A 15,811-nucleotide genomic window follows, 5' to 3' on the forward strand; every position below is an offset into this window, starting at 1 on the left:
ATTAAACCTTTTGTATCTCAAGTGGCACAAGTGTAGCCGTGTCATAGGTGGGGCCCTTTACGCGAAATTTTTCACGATAACGCGCAGGCAGACCTGTATCAGGTTCCACATCAATGAAATAAACACCTACAACAAGGTTATTAACTTCATCACGCTCACCACACGTATTCATTTTATCAATCAGAGCCGTATCTTCAGTGATAAGCGCCTCTGCGTAATTCATCGACCATTCGAATTCGGGCGTTAACCAGACATTGAGGCCGTCTCGTAACGTATTTGCGGTCAGAGCCTGTGGCCCCTTCCCTTTGTGTTTTAATGTACTCATGAGGCTTCTTTCAAAGTCGCAGGGGTTGCTAGGGCATCGTGGGCTTCATATCCGATCATTAGGACAGCAGGCCCGTTAATGGAGGCGCTCGCCATATCATCAACGAATTGAGATAAAGACGAAGAAATAATAACTTGATTTGATCTTGTCGCATTTTCAACAACTGTCACGGGCATATCGGCGGCAGCGCCATGAAGATGCAGACGACCCTGAATAAATCGGGAGGCACCAACTCCCATATAGACAACGGCGCGAGCCCCTTTCTGGGATAAAGCGCGCCAATCTTGTTCTGCGAACCCCTTCATGTCATGGCCCGTAAGGAATGTGATTGCAGAGTTTTTACCCCGTGATGTCAAAGATGCAGTGATCTCTGCCGCTGCACCAGCAGCAGCCGTAATGCCTGGAACTATTTTGAACGGAATATCTGACGCTCGAAGAGCTTGAATCTCTTCATCTGCACGTCCAAAAATAAGTGGGTCGCCGCTCTTCAGACGTACGACATGCTTCCCTTGTTTTGCATGATGAACAATTAAATCATTAATAGCCTCTTGCGACACAGAGGGGCCATGAGGTGTCTTACCAACATATATATATTCAGCTTCACGACGACCAAGTTCTAATACGGCTTCGCTAACGAGGCGGTCATATATTACGACATCAGCACAATGTAGAGCTTGCTGACCTGCAATTGTCATAAGGTCTGGGTTCCCTGGCCCTGCGCCAACAAGAACAACGTGCCCTATTTTTTCTAATGGGGATGCCTCCAAAGCATGTTCAACCCTTTTGGCAAATGTCACAGTATCTAGACGTATTTGTGACTCCAGGGCATTCCCTTGAAACACATTTGCCCAAAAGCTCTGACGATCTGATAAATTTGGTAAAATGCGTTTAACCTTTTTCCTTAACTCCTGCGTCACTTTCGCTAATGCACCTAATGTACTCGGCAACCGTTTTTCCAAATCGGCCTTTAGTGCACGACCAAGTCCAGGGCTGGTACCTTCCGTTCCTATTGATATGACGACTGGAGAGCGATCAACCAATGCTGGCGTTATGAAAGCACACGCATCTTTTTGATCAGCGGCATTTACGAGAACCCCCTGCGTAGAGCATAGTTTAGCAATTTCAGAATTCACTGAAACATCATCAGTCGCAGCGTAGATTAGTTTTGCGCCATTTATATCGCTGGCCGTAAATTCACGTTCTATCCAAATAACGCGATTATCATTATGCCAGCGTTTAATTTCTGGAGATATTAGACTTGAGATAACCTCAAGCCTCGCCTCTGTTTTCACCAAAGTGCGTAGCTTTGCCTCAGCAGCCTTGCCGCCGCCAATAACGCGGATAACGGTATCTTTCGTATCAACATGTATCGGGAGATAGCGCATGTTTCATTCCGTTACTTTAAAGCCTTGTCAAAATCGCCTGTTCTATATATAGAACGATTTGAGCGAAATCTAGTCCACGACAGAAATAATGTCGGGGAATTCTTAAATACAATAAGAAAAAGCGTTAAATAGAGATTATGGCCCGACAAAAACGCCAATTTTGCCCCGAAGCAGACGCTTTAGCCGAAAAACTTGGCCAGACAATCCTACGATTGCGTACAGCAGACAAATTATCACTGGGTGATTTATCAGATATGTCTGGCGTCGCTAAATCCATGATTAGTCAAATAGAAAAAAATGAAACGAACCCATCACTCGCCACACTATCTCGTCTCAGCCTTGCGTTAGGAACGAGCGTAGAGGCTATGGTTTCTAACGACGATGGCCCTGATGCCCTAGTCGAAAAACTGTTTATCAAAGACATTCCTTTACTAAAAAGTGAGGACGGTCTTTGTGAGCTACGGATTATTGGCTCAATCGACACCGTACAATGGCTACAGTGGTATGATTTCAAGGCAGAAGTAGGCGGAGTTTTAGAAAGCTCTGCCCACCCAGATGGTTCAATAGAAAACCTATCAGTGCTTACGGGCGAAATCACCGTTGAGGTCGCAGGGCAATCATGGTGTGTTAAGTCTGGTGAGACAATTCGATACAAAGCAGACAGAGAACATAAATTAACGAACACAGGAACGACGCCTGCTCATGCAACAATGGTGAACATTTTAGCACAATTAGTACGAAACTAATTTTTTTATTACGAAGCCAGTATTTTAGTCGTATTCACGTCTATTCTGCTCCCTGTGTGTCTTGCGAATTCTTTAAACTCCGCTATTGAGCCTTTATGACGTATCACTCGCATCTAGACAAAACTATATCGGCCGATTTTGGCGACGCGCTACTGGCTTCTTTAGCGCCAGATGGCGGACTTTGGATGCCTGACAGTTTGCCCTTTTACACGCCAATGCAAACCGCCGAACTTGCGGCAATGAATTTCTGGGAGTGCGCGGCTGAGCTAGCAGAGCATTTTACAGATAATGCTATCGAAAAAGATAAACTTCGTGCGCTCTGTAAGGATGCATATAATTTCGATGTCCCTCTCAAAACATTAAAGGGTGCAAACTTGGATGTAGCAATGGCTGAATCCAACGATGAATATATATTAGAGTTATTTCACGGCCCCACTTTAGCCTTTAAAGATTTCGCCGCCCGTTTCATGGGGCGTTCAGCTTCTGAACTTATGAAATCATCAGGGCAAACACGTACAATTCTGGTCGCCACATCAGGAGACACAGGCGGCGCTGTTGGAGATGCCTTCTTGGGTCAAGATGGAATTAAGGTTGTAATTCTTTATCCGGAAGGCGGCGTTAGTAAGGTTCAAGAACAGCAACTCTGCACTATAGGCGATGTAAATTCCAATGTGAGCGCTGTGAGCTTGCAAGGGTCTTTTGATGACTGTCAGCAATTGGTCAAAGATGCCTTTGCCAATCAAGAATTAGCAAAGAAACACAACCTCATGTCCGCTAATTCTATAAACGTCGGACGGGTTATTCCTCAAAGTTTTTATTATTTTTGGACATCTCTGCAAATCAAGGCGGCCCATCCTGGGGTTCCTATTGTTTATAGCATTCCCTCTGGTAACTTAGGCAATCTAACAGGCGGAGTAATAGCTAAAAAAATGGGGGCACCAATTGATCGATTCGTCGTAGGTAATAACGTAAACGACCCTTTCGTTGATTACTTAAAAGATGGCGAATACATTCCTCGAGCGTCTGTTCCCACACTCTCAAACGCTATGGATATCGGAAGACCGAATAATTTTCCACGTATTCTGGACTTAATGGACAAAGACTTTGAAGCGGTTTCTTCACTTTGTTGGGGTGCCTCATTTTCAGATCAAGAAACTGAAAGGCATTTGCGCCGTGTATTTGCTGAAACGGGTTATATAATGTGCCCTCATACGGCCGTTGGGCACTTAGCAATGAATGAATTCTCTAAAGATGTTGAGCGTCCATTTATCAAAGTGACAGTCGCCACCGCTCACCCTGCAAAATTTGCTGATAGCGTTGAGCGCATAATTGGCCAAGAAGTTCCACTTCCAGAAGCCTTGTCCAAGGCCATGCAAAAAGAAAAACGTGTTACAAAGTTAGAGCCTAACCTAAGCGCATTGTCAGATTACCTTGATACATTGTGAAGCTTAGTCGTACTGATTTCGAAGCTCATTTTAGTGCGGGAACATTACGTCTCGCCTTCATAGGCATGTCCAATATCGGAAAGAGCTATACCGCCTCACGCCTAGCTAAAAGTTATAACTTTGAACTCATAGAAATTGACCAACTCATTCAAGACGAAATGGGGCATAGCGACATGGAAGCATTTGCCCAATGGCAGGGACAGCCTTACAGTGAGGGGTATGCCAAGAGAGAAATGGAATCTACAGCTCTCGAAACTCGCGCACTTGAAAAAGCTATGAATGCTGAAGGAAGTAATATTATATTGGATACGCCTGGGAGTGTTATTTATACAGGAGAGAAAACACTGAAGGCATTACAATCCACGCATTACATTGTTTATATATCTGCGAGTGATGAAAGAGTTGAGGGGTTAAAAAAACAATATTTTGCAAACCCGAAACCCTTAATTTGGAGGGAGCATTATCAAAAAGCATCACACCAATCCAATGAAGAGGCGATTCTAACCTCTTTTCCGAAGTTGTTAACGGCCAGAGCTAGGACATATGAAGACTTAGCTGACATCACTCTGCCAAGTGAATTTATATTGGATGCTAAAAACCAGGTCAGCGATATATTTGATTTCTTAAAGCCAGCCATTTAACAGTCGTTGCTCGCTTAATGCTTTAAGAAAATTAAGATGATCAGGACGCGTATTTAAACAAGGCACGGCTGTGAATTTTTCACCTCCATTTGCTAGAAATGTTTCACTGGCTTCAAGTTTAATTTCTTCAAGGGTCTCAAGACAGTCCGCAGAAAACCCCGGCATAACTACCGCAATTTTCTTCACCCCTTTTTTAGGCATTTGTTCCAAAGTCTTATCCGTATAGGGCTGGAGCCAAGCCTTGGGCCCAAAGCGTGATTGAAACGTGGTAAAGAGATAGTCTTCAGACACATTCATTTCTTGACGCAACAATTCTGTCGTTCGCAAGCATTCCGCCTGATAAGGGTCACCCTTGTCAACATAGCTTTGTGGCAATCCATGATAAGACGCCATAATAGCCTCTGGTTTCCAGTCTAGCGTTGCAAAATGATCCGTTAAACTATCAGACAAGGCTTTAATATATTGCGGCTCATCATAATAATGTCGAAGAAAGCGAATCTCAGGCAAGTCCATACGCGCCTTAATAGCCTTCGATATGCCGTCAAAAACAGACGCCGTTGTAGCACCAGCAAATTGCGGATAGAGCGGTAAAACCCCTACACGCATGCATCCCTTTTCCATAAGTGCATCTAGCGCCGCTTCAATGGATGGATTGCCATAACGCATAGCATATTCTACTTGCACATCTTCCCCGAACGCCTCTTGAAGTGCTTGCGCTTGCGCTCCTGTAATGCGTACAAGTGGGGCAAGCTTAACAGGCACGGCCTGATTAGAAAACTCGGGTTCATTCCAAACTTTCTCATAAGCCTTCGCTGACTTAGCAGGACGTGTTCTTAAGATAATACCATGTAGAATTGGGCACCATATCCAGCGAGATGTATCAATCACGCGGCGATCGTGTAAAAATTCAGCAAGATATCTGCGCGTAGCAGCAGGTGTTGGTGCGTCTGGCGAACCAAGGTTGACAAGTAACAAACCTATCTTTGAGGACATAGAGCTCTCTTAAACATTGAAAGAATGGATGTAATCTCATTCAAATACGCGTTAGTAGCGATTGCAGGCCATTGACCTGACTGCCTTTGTGGTTACGAATAGCATCAAACAATAATCGTTAAGATTTGAGTAAAATCAAACAAAACATGTGAGGACAAATGAAACACTTATTATCATCTGCTGTGAGCCTTCTGACTTTATCTTTTGTTGCCTGTCAACAGGCTCCAGAGTCGCATTCAGAAAATGTATCGAAAATGGTTGAGGCTGCAACACCGGACACCTCAGCCGCGCCGACGCAACAAGAAGCAAAAGAGTTTTTAGAAGCTGCCGCAGTGGAAATTGAAACATTAGGGGAATACGCGGCTCGTGTTGCTTGGGTTAAGGCTAACTTTATCACTCAGGATACGAACTGGCTTGAATCTAAAGTTGGTGAAGATGTTGCTCTCCTCTCTACACGTCTCGCAAATCAAGCGAAACGCTTTAATGGACTACAACTACCAGAAGATATGCGTCGTAAGATGGACGGCCTAAAACGCGGCTCTAACTTCCCTGCCCCAGAACGTAAGGGCGCTGCCAAAGAGTTAGCCGAGATAATGACACGTCTTGATTCTCGGTACGGTACAGGAAAATTTGATTATAACGGCGACACTTTGAACCTTGGTCAAGCGAGTGACATCATTGCCACATCTGACGACCCTGAGGAACTTCGTGCCGTTTGGGAGGGCTGGAGAACAGTCTCACCAGCCATGAAAGGTGACTACGCTGACATGGTTAAAATCATCAATGAAGGCGCTTCCGAATTAGGCTATGCCGATGCAGGCGCTTTATGGCGTAGCGGTTACGATATGGACGCTGACGACTTTGTCGCTGAAACAGACCGAATTTGGGGACAAGTCAAACCACTTTATGATCAGTTGCACTGCGCTGTACGTGCAGGTTTGAATGAAAAATACGGCGATGAAGTTGTGCCTTTGGATGAACCTATACGCGCGGATCTCCTTGGCAATATGTGGGGACAAAGCTGGGGCAATATTTACGACGTTGTTAAGCCAGAAGGCGCAGCACCAGGTGTAGATACAACAAAGCTATTAAAGGAAAAAGAATACGACGCATTGAAAATGGTAAAGACGGCAGAAAAGTTTTTTACTTCAATGGGTTTTGACCCCCTTCCTGAAACATTTTATGAGCGCTCTTTGATTACAAAGCCGGAAGATCGCGAAGTCGTCTGTCACGCTTCAGCTTGGAATATTGACTCTAAAGATGACATACGCATCAAGATGTGCACCAAAGTCAATGCAGAAGATTTCTCAACGGTTCATCACGAACTGGGACACAATTTTTATCAACGCGCCTATAAAAACCAACCTGTTTTCTATCAAGGCGGCGCCAATGATGGCTTCCATGAAGCTATCGGCGATATGATTGCGTTGTCGATTACACCTGAATATCTTGTAAAAATAGGCTTGCTAGATAAAGCTGATGTGCCGGGCGAAGATGCCGATTTAGCCCTGTTAATGCGTCAAGCTATGGACAAAGTGGCTTTCTTGCCGTTTGGTCTCATGGTTGACCAGTGGCGCTGGAAAGTTTTCTCTGGGGACTACACGCCCGCTCAATATAATGAAGGATGGTGGGAGCTGCGTGATAAGTATCAAGGACTGAAAGCCCCTAGCGAACGCTCCGCGGACGCTTTTGACCCCGGTGCAAAATATCACATTCCTGGCAATACACCTTATATGCGGTATTTCTTAGCCCACATCTTACAATTCCAATTCCATAAAGCCGCTTGTGATGCAGCCGGTTTTGAAGGCCCTCTTCACAGATGTTCAGTTTACGGAAACAAAGTTGTTGGAGAGAAGTTTAATGACATGCTCGAAATGGGGCAATCTAAGCCCTGGCCTGACGCCTTAGAAGCCTTCACGGGGACACGTGAAATGGACGGTTCTGCAATTTTAGAATATTTCGCACCTCTTCAGGCATATCTTGAGGAGCAAAACAAAGATCGCACATGCGGTTGGTAAGCCTAGTGTTTGCCTAAAGCTTAAGCTGACTATGGGGAGTGGTATGCTTCCCATAGTTAACAGAGAAGAAAGATTTAGGGTTTAACTTTTACCCATGTCTGAATTCACCCCCACTCCATTTGATTCGCTGATACAGCCGAATTCTGACATCGCGGCGAATATTGGGGAATTTCGTGCACCTCGAATTCTTATCGTAACCGACAATGCTTCAGAAATCATTCCTCTTAGAACTCATTTAAAGCGTTTGAATTATGATGTTCAAATTGCATTTTACAATGGTACGAAATTATCTTCGACACCTAAAAAGCCTCCTGTTGCAATTATCGTCAACCTAACAAGCTTTAACGAGCGTTCAGAAGATATTTGCACTGTTTTGAAACAACATTATGCTTCGCAGCCGATACCAATGATAGGCGTCCTAGATAAAGTCAGACAAAAGGAAACTTCTAACTTTGATAGTGTCGTAATTGGGCCGTCTCATGCTTCTCAAATTGCTAATCGAGTCAATTCTTTCATTCGATTGAGTGCAATGGAAACAGAAATAACGCTACGGTTTGAAACTTTACAAAAAGACTTTGGTCAACCTGGATTTTTACAAGATACAGGCGATCGCTCTCCATTTCGCGTGTTATTTATAGGGAAAGCCACCGCTGCCTTTATGGTTGTAATTAATGCCCTTCAGATGAAAAATGTTGAAGTCGTTGCGGCGTTCACATCATTCAGTGCATTTGATTATTTACATGACTCCGACTTCGACGCAGTGGTGATGAATGCATTGGAGCAAGCTGAGCCTGCGCTCTCCATATCCCAAACTATGCGAAGAAATGCCCGTCTCTATCACGTGCCCACTTTGTTTTTAGTCGATGAAACCAGTTTTGATTATGCAGACAAAGCGTATGAAAGCGGTGCCCGCGATATAATTGACATACATGCTGAGACTGAAGAAATAAGCGGGCGCATCATCGAACTAGCCAATTATCACCGTTTACATAGTGAATTAAAGCAAGGCTTTGAAAGTCTTGGCGGACATGTCTGCATAACGCCGCATAGCCAATGTTATAATCATAATTTCATGGACAGACATTCAGAACGCGTTGTTCGGAGCTGTCACAATGCCCATCAGCCCGTCGCATTTATGGCCCTGAAACTCTTGCCGGATTGCTCCGAGCCTCCGCTAGCTGATAATGTTATATCTGCAATTGCAGATATTGGACAAATGCTAAAAAACCTTGTTCGCATGCAAGATACGGTTTCTCATTATCATGCTGATACATATTTGATGTCATTACCCAATACAAATGCTTATGAAGCATCTATTGTACTAGAACGCATGAAAGCTCTGGTTGATTGCACAGCTTATGAAAGTGGAATCCCAAATACAGCCTTAAGCTTTTCAATTGAAGCCTCATATGTTGAGGTTGAACCTCATGAAACTAGCTTTTTAGCGATTGGAAGACTCTTCAATCAACTTAACAATATGCCTTACACGCATGAAAGACAGATTATCGCTTAATTTGGCGTCTTTATCAGGGCCTCCACTGCCCGTTTTGTACCACGAACACGTGGCTTAGCTTGCTCAAAATTACCCTTCACCAAAATAGTTTGATCAGGTCTCAAACGCCAACCGCTATTCTGAGTAATAGCGTGCATAATTACGGATGGGTCTTTGATATCTGAGTGACGCATGGAAAGAACAATTCCACGCGGGCCTGCATCAACTTTTTCTACATGTGCTTTTCTGCATAAGCGTTTGATTTGCATAACTTCAAAGAGTGATCGGACTTCATCTGGGAGCGGGCCGAACCGATCGATTAATTCAGCCATGAGCGCATTGCCGCTTTCATCATCATCTACATCAGAAATACGGCGATAAGTAGACAGCCTAAGATTTAGATCTGAAATATACGTTTCAGGGATGAGTATGGCTACACCTACATTAACCTGAGGTGTCCAACTCTGATCAATGGCTGTTTCATCATCCTTTAATTCCGCCACAGCTTCTTCAAGCATATGTTGATAAAGCTCAACACCAAGCTCTTTCATATGACCAGACTGTTCTTCTCCTAAAGGATTCCCTCCCCCCCGCATATCTAAATCATGGCTTGCTAACGCAAACCCTGCCCCAAGCGTATCAAGAGATTGTAAGACCTTAAGTCTTTGAATAGCTTCTTTCGTAGCGACATGCGCATCAGGCATGGTCAAATAAGCATAGGCTCTAATCTTAGAGCGCCCAACACGGCCCCTCATTTGGTAAAGTTGAGCAAGGCCAAACCTGTCAGCACGATAAACCACCATTGTATTTGCTGACGGTATATCAATGCCACTCTCAATAATAGAAGTGGAAATCAAAACGTCATACTCGCCATCATAAAAGGCATTCATAATATCTTCGAGCGCACTTGCAGACATTTGCCCATGAGCAATAACGTATTTCACCTCGGGTACAGAATTCTGCATGAACTCTTCAATACGCGGAATGTCGGCGATTCGCGGCGCAACGAAATAGGACTGCCCACCACGATAGCGTTCCCTCAACAACGCTTTACGGATTGATATTTCGTCAAAAGGCATAACAAAAGTACGTACCGCTAAACGGTCAACAGGCGGCGTGGCAATCAGTGATAAATCACGAATACCCGACAGAGCCATTTGCAATGTTCTAGGAATTGGTGTCGCCGTTAAAGTTAGCATATGAACGTCTGCACGCAGTTTCTTAAGCCGCTCTTTGTGCTGCACGCCAAAGCGTTGTTCCTCATCCACAATTACGAGGCCAAGATCAGAGAACTTAATCGCTTTTGCAAGTAAAGCATGAGTACCAATAACAATATCACATTGACCTTGCGATAACGCCTCTTTGGTTTCTCTCGCCTCCTTGGCCGTCACTAGGCGAGAGAGTTGACGCACACGAACAGGCCAACCTTTGAATCTCGCTGAAAAGGTTTTGAAATGTTGACGCGATAAAATCGTTGTCGGCGCGATAATAGCAACTTGTCGGCCACTCATTGCCACGGCAAAAGCGGCGCGAAGGGCGACTTCTGTTTTACCGAATCCAACATCACCACAAATAAGTCGATCCATAGGACGACCGCTCTCTAGGTCGCTAAATACATCCTGAATGGCACTTAACTGATCATCCGTTTCAACATACGGAAAGCGAGCGGCAAACTCATTATATGTCCCTTGATCGATTTCTAGTGGGTCAGCCGTCCTTAGCGCACGTTTAGCCGCAATTTTAATCAGTTCCGCGGCCATTTCCTTCAAACGTTGCTTGGCTTTAGACTTGCGAGCTTGCCATGCAACACCGCCTAATTTGTCCAAAACAGCGCCTTCGGACGCTGATCCATAGCGGGAAAGAAGCTCAATATTTTCTACAGGTAAGAATAATTTTGCACCGCCATGATATTCTAGCTCCACACAATCATGGGGGGCAGTTTGTACCTGTAAAGTTTTGAGGCCAAGGTAACGCCCTAAGCCATGATCTATATGAACAATAAGATCTCCGGGTTGCATCGCCCCAGCGTCAGATATAAAGTTTTTCGCCTTACGTTTACGTCCTCGATTTACAAGTCGGTCTCCCAAAATATCTTGTTCGGATATGACACTTAGACCATCAATTTCGAAACCTTGTTCCACAGGCAATACAGTCCGCCAAACTGAGCCTTTCTTTTTCTCGAAAATATCAGGTCCATGAGCAATTTTAGGTATGTTTAAATTATGGTCTTCAAAAACATTGCCAAGACGGTCTAAAGACCCTTCGGACCAAGCCGCGACTAAAACTCGCTTCATTGCTGTTTTTTGGGCTTGAATATAATCCTTCACAGCATTGAAAACATTGACACCTTCAGTACGCCGTTCAACAGAAAAACTACGCGCAAGTATTCCGCCAAAGTCTATTATTTCAACTGCATTATCAGGACGGAAGACGGAATGATATCGGCAGGTTAGAGGGGACGTGATCTCGTTCCACCCAACATCATTTATGTATAGTTCTGTGGGCTGTAGTGGGCGATATAATCCACCCGTTTTCGAAGGATCACCGGAGCCTGTATCACGAGACTGTGCATGCTCTTGCCTTGATGAATAAAAGTCTTCGATAACGTCCCAGCGTTCAGCCCGTGCTTCACTGAGCAAGCCATCAAAAGCAAATAAGGCCCCTGCGCCGATATAATCAAAAAGAGTCTCGGTGGTTTCATGAAACAGTGGCAAGTAATGCTCTAAACCTTGGGTTCTTATGCCATCACTTACAGCCGCATAAGTTGGGTCATGACTGACACCACCACCAAATGCCGCCACGTATTTCCGCCTGAATCGGCTTATTGAGTCATCAGTTAAGAACACCTCACTTACAGGCGCAAGTTGGACAGAGGACAATTTATCTGTGGTACGCTGAGTGTGGACATCAAACGATCGAATAGATTCGAGCTCATCACCGAAAAAATCTAACCGTATAGGATCGTCAAATGCGGGGGGGAAAACGTCAACTATACCACCCCGTATAGCATAATCTCCCGCCTCCATCACTGTGGAGGCACGACTATAACCATTATGTGTCAGATAGGATTGTAATTGCTCTCTTGGTACAGCTTGCCCTGAAGCCGCCATAAACCCAGAAGATGCCATAACATGTCGAGGGGGCACTTTTTGCATGGAGGCACTCGCAGTGGTCACAACAATCATTGGCGTGTCTGGAGCTAAGGATGCTAGTGTGAAAAGAGACGCTGCCCTTTTGGCTGCTAAGGCGCGGCTTGGGGAAATCCGGTCATAGGGTAAACAGTCCCATGATGGGACATTCAATACGACTATGTCTGGAGCGAAATATCGACACGCCGCGACAAAAGCAGAAGCACGCGTATCATCGCGTGCGATAAAGACCCCTCTTCCGCCGCGTTGCTTTATGGCCTTACAAAAAACTAATGCATCTGCGCCTTCGGGCAACCCTGCAGCCGTTAAAGACTTCTCTGCGCTCTTATATCGATTCAGTTGAATTTGCATGTATTAAACTGTCGGCTTAAAGGCTTTCAAACGTGCCAATAATGGCGTGTCATAGACGTCTGGCACAGGCTGACTACCTGTAATCCAGGCGTAAATATCATGATCCTTAGCTTCTAAGAGCTCTTCAAACATCAGAACTTCGGATTCCGACATAGAATCAATATTAGCCTTGGCATACCCACCCAATATCAAATCAGCTTCTTTGAAACCTCGATAATTGGCACGATAGACTAGACGTTTTTTACGGGGATCAAGCATGGCGCGGCCTTAGCGGATTAAGTTAGGTCTGTCACGAGCGTTTGCGGCCTTGCACAGGTAAGTTTGACAGGTCAAATAGAGAAGATGGATCAAAATATCTCAGATGTGAAAACCCAAGGAAGGCCACAAAACCTATTCCCTTTATTTGCGGAAATAGTGAAGCTTCCTGGCGTTGGGCCAAAAACTGCTCAGTTATTTGAGCGGGCTATGGGTGGTCGTATTAAAGACTTGATATTTACACCTCCCACAGGAGTAATAGATCGCTCAAACAGGCCCACTATAGCCAATGCGGTCGCAGGTGAAACTGCAACCTTTGTCGTTACAATTGGTTCACATTCTGTCCCAAAAAACAGAAATCGCCCTTATAGAATACGGGTTTATGACAATTCGGGTGAAATGGAAGTTACCTATTTCAAAGCGCGTTCATCCTATATGGAGCAACAGTTTCCAGAAGGAGAAAAACGATTAATTTCGGGTAAAATAGAAGTCTTTAACGCACAAATTCAGATGACACACCCGGATTATGTCCTTCCTCTGGATAAGGTGGACACTATGCCCAATATAGAACCGCTATATCCGCTGACGGCCGGCTTATCTCAAAAAGCGGCGGGCAAAGCTGTGCGGGCTGCAATGTCAGTATTTTCTAAAACAACTGAACTTCAGGAATGGCTTGACCCTGCTTTTCTCGCTCAACAAAACTGGGAGGGTTTTGATAAAGCCTTACATCGTTTACATTTCCCAGAACACGCCGTCGATATTCGAGCAGAAAGTCCCTTAAGAAAACGATTGGCTTATGATGAGCTATTCGCCAAGCAACTTGCCATTGCACTCGTCAGAGAAAGCACACGTCGATCCAAGGGACGAAAACTAGAACATGAAGGGCAATATGTTCAAGATGTACTGAACTCTGCTCCATTTAAACCAACAACCGCACAAAGCCGTGCCTTTGAAGCTATAAAAGAGGATATGCGCTCCCCTTTCCGTATGGCGCGGTTACTACAGGGAGATGTCGGGGCTGGAAAAACCTTCGTGGCAGCCTTAGCTGCGGCCTATGCCGCTGAAGCCAGAGTTCAAACGGCAATAATGGCGCCCACTGAAATTCTAGCACGTCAACACGCAGATACACTTTCAAAAATGCTGGAGCCAGCAGGATTAACTGTCCAAGCCATTACTGGCCGAGACAAAGGTAAACCTCGTGAAGCCCTAAATGCTGGACTGAGTGCTGGGTATATAGACGTTGTTGTAGGAACGCATGCTCTATTCCAAGAAACAATGGAGTTCAAAGATTTAGGGCTTGTAATTATCGATGAGCAACATCGATTTGGAGTCCGAGATAGGTTGAGGCTAGCGGAAAAAGGCGCAGCTCCCGATTTGCTAGTTATGACGGCAACCCCGATACCGCGCACACTTGCTTTAACGAGTTATGGCGACTTGGATGTTGTCAAGCTTGATGAAAAACCCGCAGGACGCAAACCAATTGAGACGCGGATCATACCGTTACAAAGACTTGATGATGTAATTGATGGCATTGGTCGTCAGATAAAGCAGGGCAATCAGGTTTATTGGGTGTGCCCGCTTGTAGAAGATAGCGAGGTCATAGATCTCACATCTGTTGAGGACCGCCATCGTCAACTGACAGCGATTTATGGTGACTGTGTTGGATTGCTTCACGGCCGCTTAACGGGGCAAGAAAAAGAACAAATGGCGCTCGACTTTAAAAATGGCCGTTATCGTGTTTTGGTGGCCACAACAGTTATTGAAGTTGGTGTGGACGCCCCTAATGCAACGATAATCGTCATTGAACATGCAGAGCGTTTCGGACTAGCTCAATTACATCAGTTACGAGGGCGTGTTGGTCGATCAGATAAACAATCGAGCTGCCTTTTACTTTACAAAGGCCCTCTATCAGTCAACGGGAAAGCCCGCCTCGAGATAATGCGCGAAAGTGAAGACGGCTTTCTTATTGCTGAGAAGGACTGGGAATTACGTGGCAGCGGTGATTTACTTGGGGCAAAACAAAGCGGTTTGCCCGATTATAAATTTGCAAATCTGGACAAGCATAAATCCTTGCTTGAGACAGCTGTTCAAGACGCACGGTTGCTCGTGCAAAGTGACCCTGCCCTAGAAACTCCGCGTGGAAAAGCCGCGCGTCAAATGTTATACTTATTCGAACAAGATTACGGTATTGCTCTTATGCGAGCAGGCTAATTTTACAGCAATAATTCATCAGTTGGTGGTATTTTTTCCTTTTTGCGCTTCGGCTTTAAGGTGTCATCTTCTTCATTTGACGAAACCATGCCTCCGCTGATAATCATTTTGGCACCTTCTTCAGGTGTCATGTCCAGAATTTTTATTTCGTCACGTTTGGCAAACAATAAAAACCCTGATGTCGGGTTAGGTGTTGTGGGAACAAAAACACAAACATGACCAGGCTCTAAAGCGACTGCCGGTGCCCCTTGCAAGTCTGTAGTAACGAAACCGATTGCCCAGAGTCCTTTGCGCGGATATTCAATCAAGCACACCTCTTGAAAGGCCTGCTCTCTTTGTTGTGCCACGATTACAACAATTTGTTTTACGAACGAATATACCCCGCGAACGATGGGCACTCTTGCCAATAATCGCTCACTCGCTTTTAATATGGATGTCCCAACAATATTTGAGGCAAGCGTTCCTAATAAAAACAGAGATAACAAAGATACGACGAGTCCAAGCCCCCAAACATCAAATCCTAAATATGTTTTTGGGTTTATAACGGCTGGGAATACAGTCCACACAGATGTGTCAATAAATTTGATAAAAGTTCGAATAGCCCAAACGGTAGCGATAATGGGTAAAGCCACAATAACGCCAGTTAAGAAACGGTTTCGAATAAATTTAAGAAACTTGAACTTTACTCTCTCACCCTGTTGGCGAAGGTTCGTTTTTTGTTTTGCATTCGGCTTATCAGCCATAATTCAGTCCCAGACTTATAAGTTGGTAATCTTTGGGTATAAGGTTTCAATGAAGCG

General features: G+C 44.8%; 12 protein-coding genes. 6 read left to right on the forward strand and 6 right to left on the reverse strand.

Annotated elements, in window-relative coordinates:
• Position 1: 1 nt before the first annotated feature.
• Both DES40_RS03510 and cysG read right to left on the reverse strand, forming a co-directional pair.
• Entirely contained in the window at positions 2 to 325 is a 324-nt protein-coding gene (locus tag DES40_RS03510) for a DUF2849 domain-containing protein (RefSeq protein ID WP_121099168.1), read from the reverse strand.
• Positions 322 to 1,710 (reverse strand): siroheme synthase CysG, encoded by a 1,389-nt coding sequence (cysG, locus tag DES40_RS03515; protein WP_121099169.1) that lies wholly within the window; start codon positions 1,708 to 1,710, stop codon positions 322 to 324. The genes DES40_RS03510 and cysG overlap by 4 nt, the downstream gene beginning before the upstream one ends.
• A gap of 137 nt (positions 1,711 to 1,847) precedes the next feature.
• Between cysG and DES40_RS03520 the strand changes: the two genes are divergently transcribed.
• From DES40_RS03520 to DES40_RS03530, 3 genes are all read left to right on the forward strand, one after another.
• Positions 1,848 to 2,456: a helix-turn-helix domain-containing protein gene (locus DES40_RS03520; RefSeq protein WP_121099170.1), complete on the forward strand. Its 609-nt coding sequence runs from the start codon at positions 1,848 to 1,850 to the stop codon at positions 2,454 to 2,456.
• Positions 2,457 to 2,551: 95 nt separating this feature from the next.
• Positions 2,552 to 3,901: a threonine synthase gene (gene thrC / locus DES40_RS03525; RefSeq protein WP_121099171.1), complete on the forward strand. Its 1,350-nt coding sequence runs from the start codon at positions 2,552 to 2,554 to the stop codon at positions 3,899 to 3,901.
• Between the two features lie 65 nt (positions 3,902 to 3,966).
• Positions 3,967 to 4,542 (forward strand): shikimate kinase, encoded by a 576-nt coding sequence (locus DES40_RS03530; RefSeq protein WP_147405842.1) that lies wholly within the window; start codon positions 3,967 to 3,969, stop codon positions 4,540 to 4,542.
• On the opposite strand, the gene hemH is transcribed toward DES40_RS03530, so the two are convergent.
• Entirely contained in the window at positions 4,525 to 5,535 is a 1,011-nt protein-coding gene (gene hemH, locus DES40_RS03535; protein ID WP_121099173.1) for a ferrochelatase, read from the reverse strand. The genes DES40_RS03530 and hemH overlap by 18 nt on opposite strands.
• A 158-nt stretch (positions 5,536 to 5,693) precedes the next feature.
• Here hemH and DES40_RS03540 point away from each other — a divergent pair, with 158 nt between their 5' ends.
• Positions 5,694 to 7,553: a M2 family metallopeptidase gene (locus DES40_RS03540; protein WP_121099174.1), complete on the forward strand. Its 1,860-nt coding sequence runs from the start codon at positions 5,694 to 5,696 to the stop codon at positions 7,551 to 7,553.
• Between the two features lie 94 nt (positions 7,554 to 7,647).
• Positions 7,648 to 9,066: a PleD family two-component system response regulator gene (locus DES40_RS03545; RefSeq protein ID WP_121099175.1), complete on the forward strand. Its 1,419-nt coding sequence runs from the start codon at positions 7,648 to 7,650 to the stop codon at positions 9,064 to 9,066.
• Here the strand turns inward: DES40_RS03545 and mfd are convergent.
• The gene (gene mfd / locus DES40_RS03550) at positions 9,063 to 12,545 is read right to left on the reverse strand and encodes a transcription-repair coupling factor (RefSeq protein ID WP_121099176.1); all 3,483 of its coding nucleotides are present in this window, start codon (positions 12,543 to 12,545) and stop codon (positions 9,063 to 9,065) included. The genes DES40_RS03545 and mfd overlap by 4 nt on opposite strands.
• Before the next feature lie 3 nt (positions 12,546 to 12,548).
• Positions 12,549 to 12,803, reverse strand: a complete 255-nt coding sequence (locus tag DES40_RS03555) for an FAD assembly factor SdhE (protein ID WP_121099177.1) — start codon at positions 12,801 to 12,803, stop codon at positions 12,549 to 12,551.
• Positions 12,804 to 12,887: 84 nt separating this feature from the next.
• On the opposite strand from DES40_RS03555, the gene recG reads away from it, so the two are divergent.
• Positions 12,888 to 15,011, forward strand: a complete 2,124-nt coding sequence (gene recG / locus DES40_RS03560) for an ATP-dependent DNA helicase RecG (protein WP_121099178.1) — start codon at positions 12,888 to 12,890, stop codon at positions 15,009 to 15,011.
• Between the two features lie 2 nt (positions 15,012 to 15,013).
• Here recG and DES40_RS03565 read toward each other — a convergent pair whose 3' ends face one another.
• Positions 15,014 to 15,754 (reverse strand): DUF502 domain-containing protein, encoded by a 741-nt coding sequence (locus DES40_RS03565; protein WP_121099179.1) that lies wholly within the window; start codon positions 15,752 to 15,754, stop codon positions 15,014 to 15,016.
• Positions 15,755 to 15,811 lie beyond the last annotated feature (57 nt).

This window comes from Litorimonas taeanensis (genome assembly GCF_003634015.1).
In the GTDB taxonomy this organism is placed as follows: Bacteria; Pseudomonadota; Alphaproteobacteria; order Caulobacterales; family Maricaulaceae; genus Litorimonas; species Litorimonas taeanensis.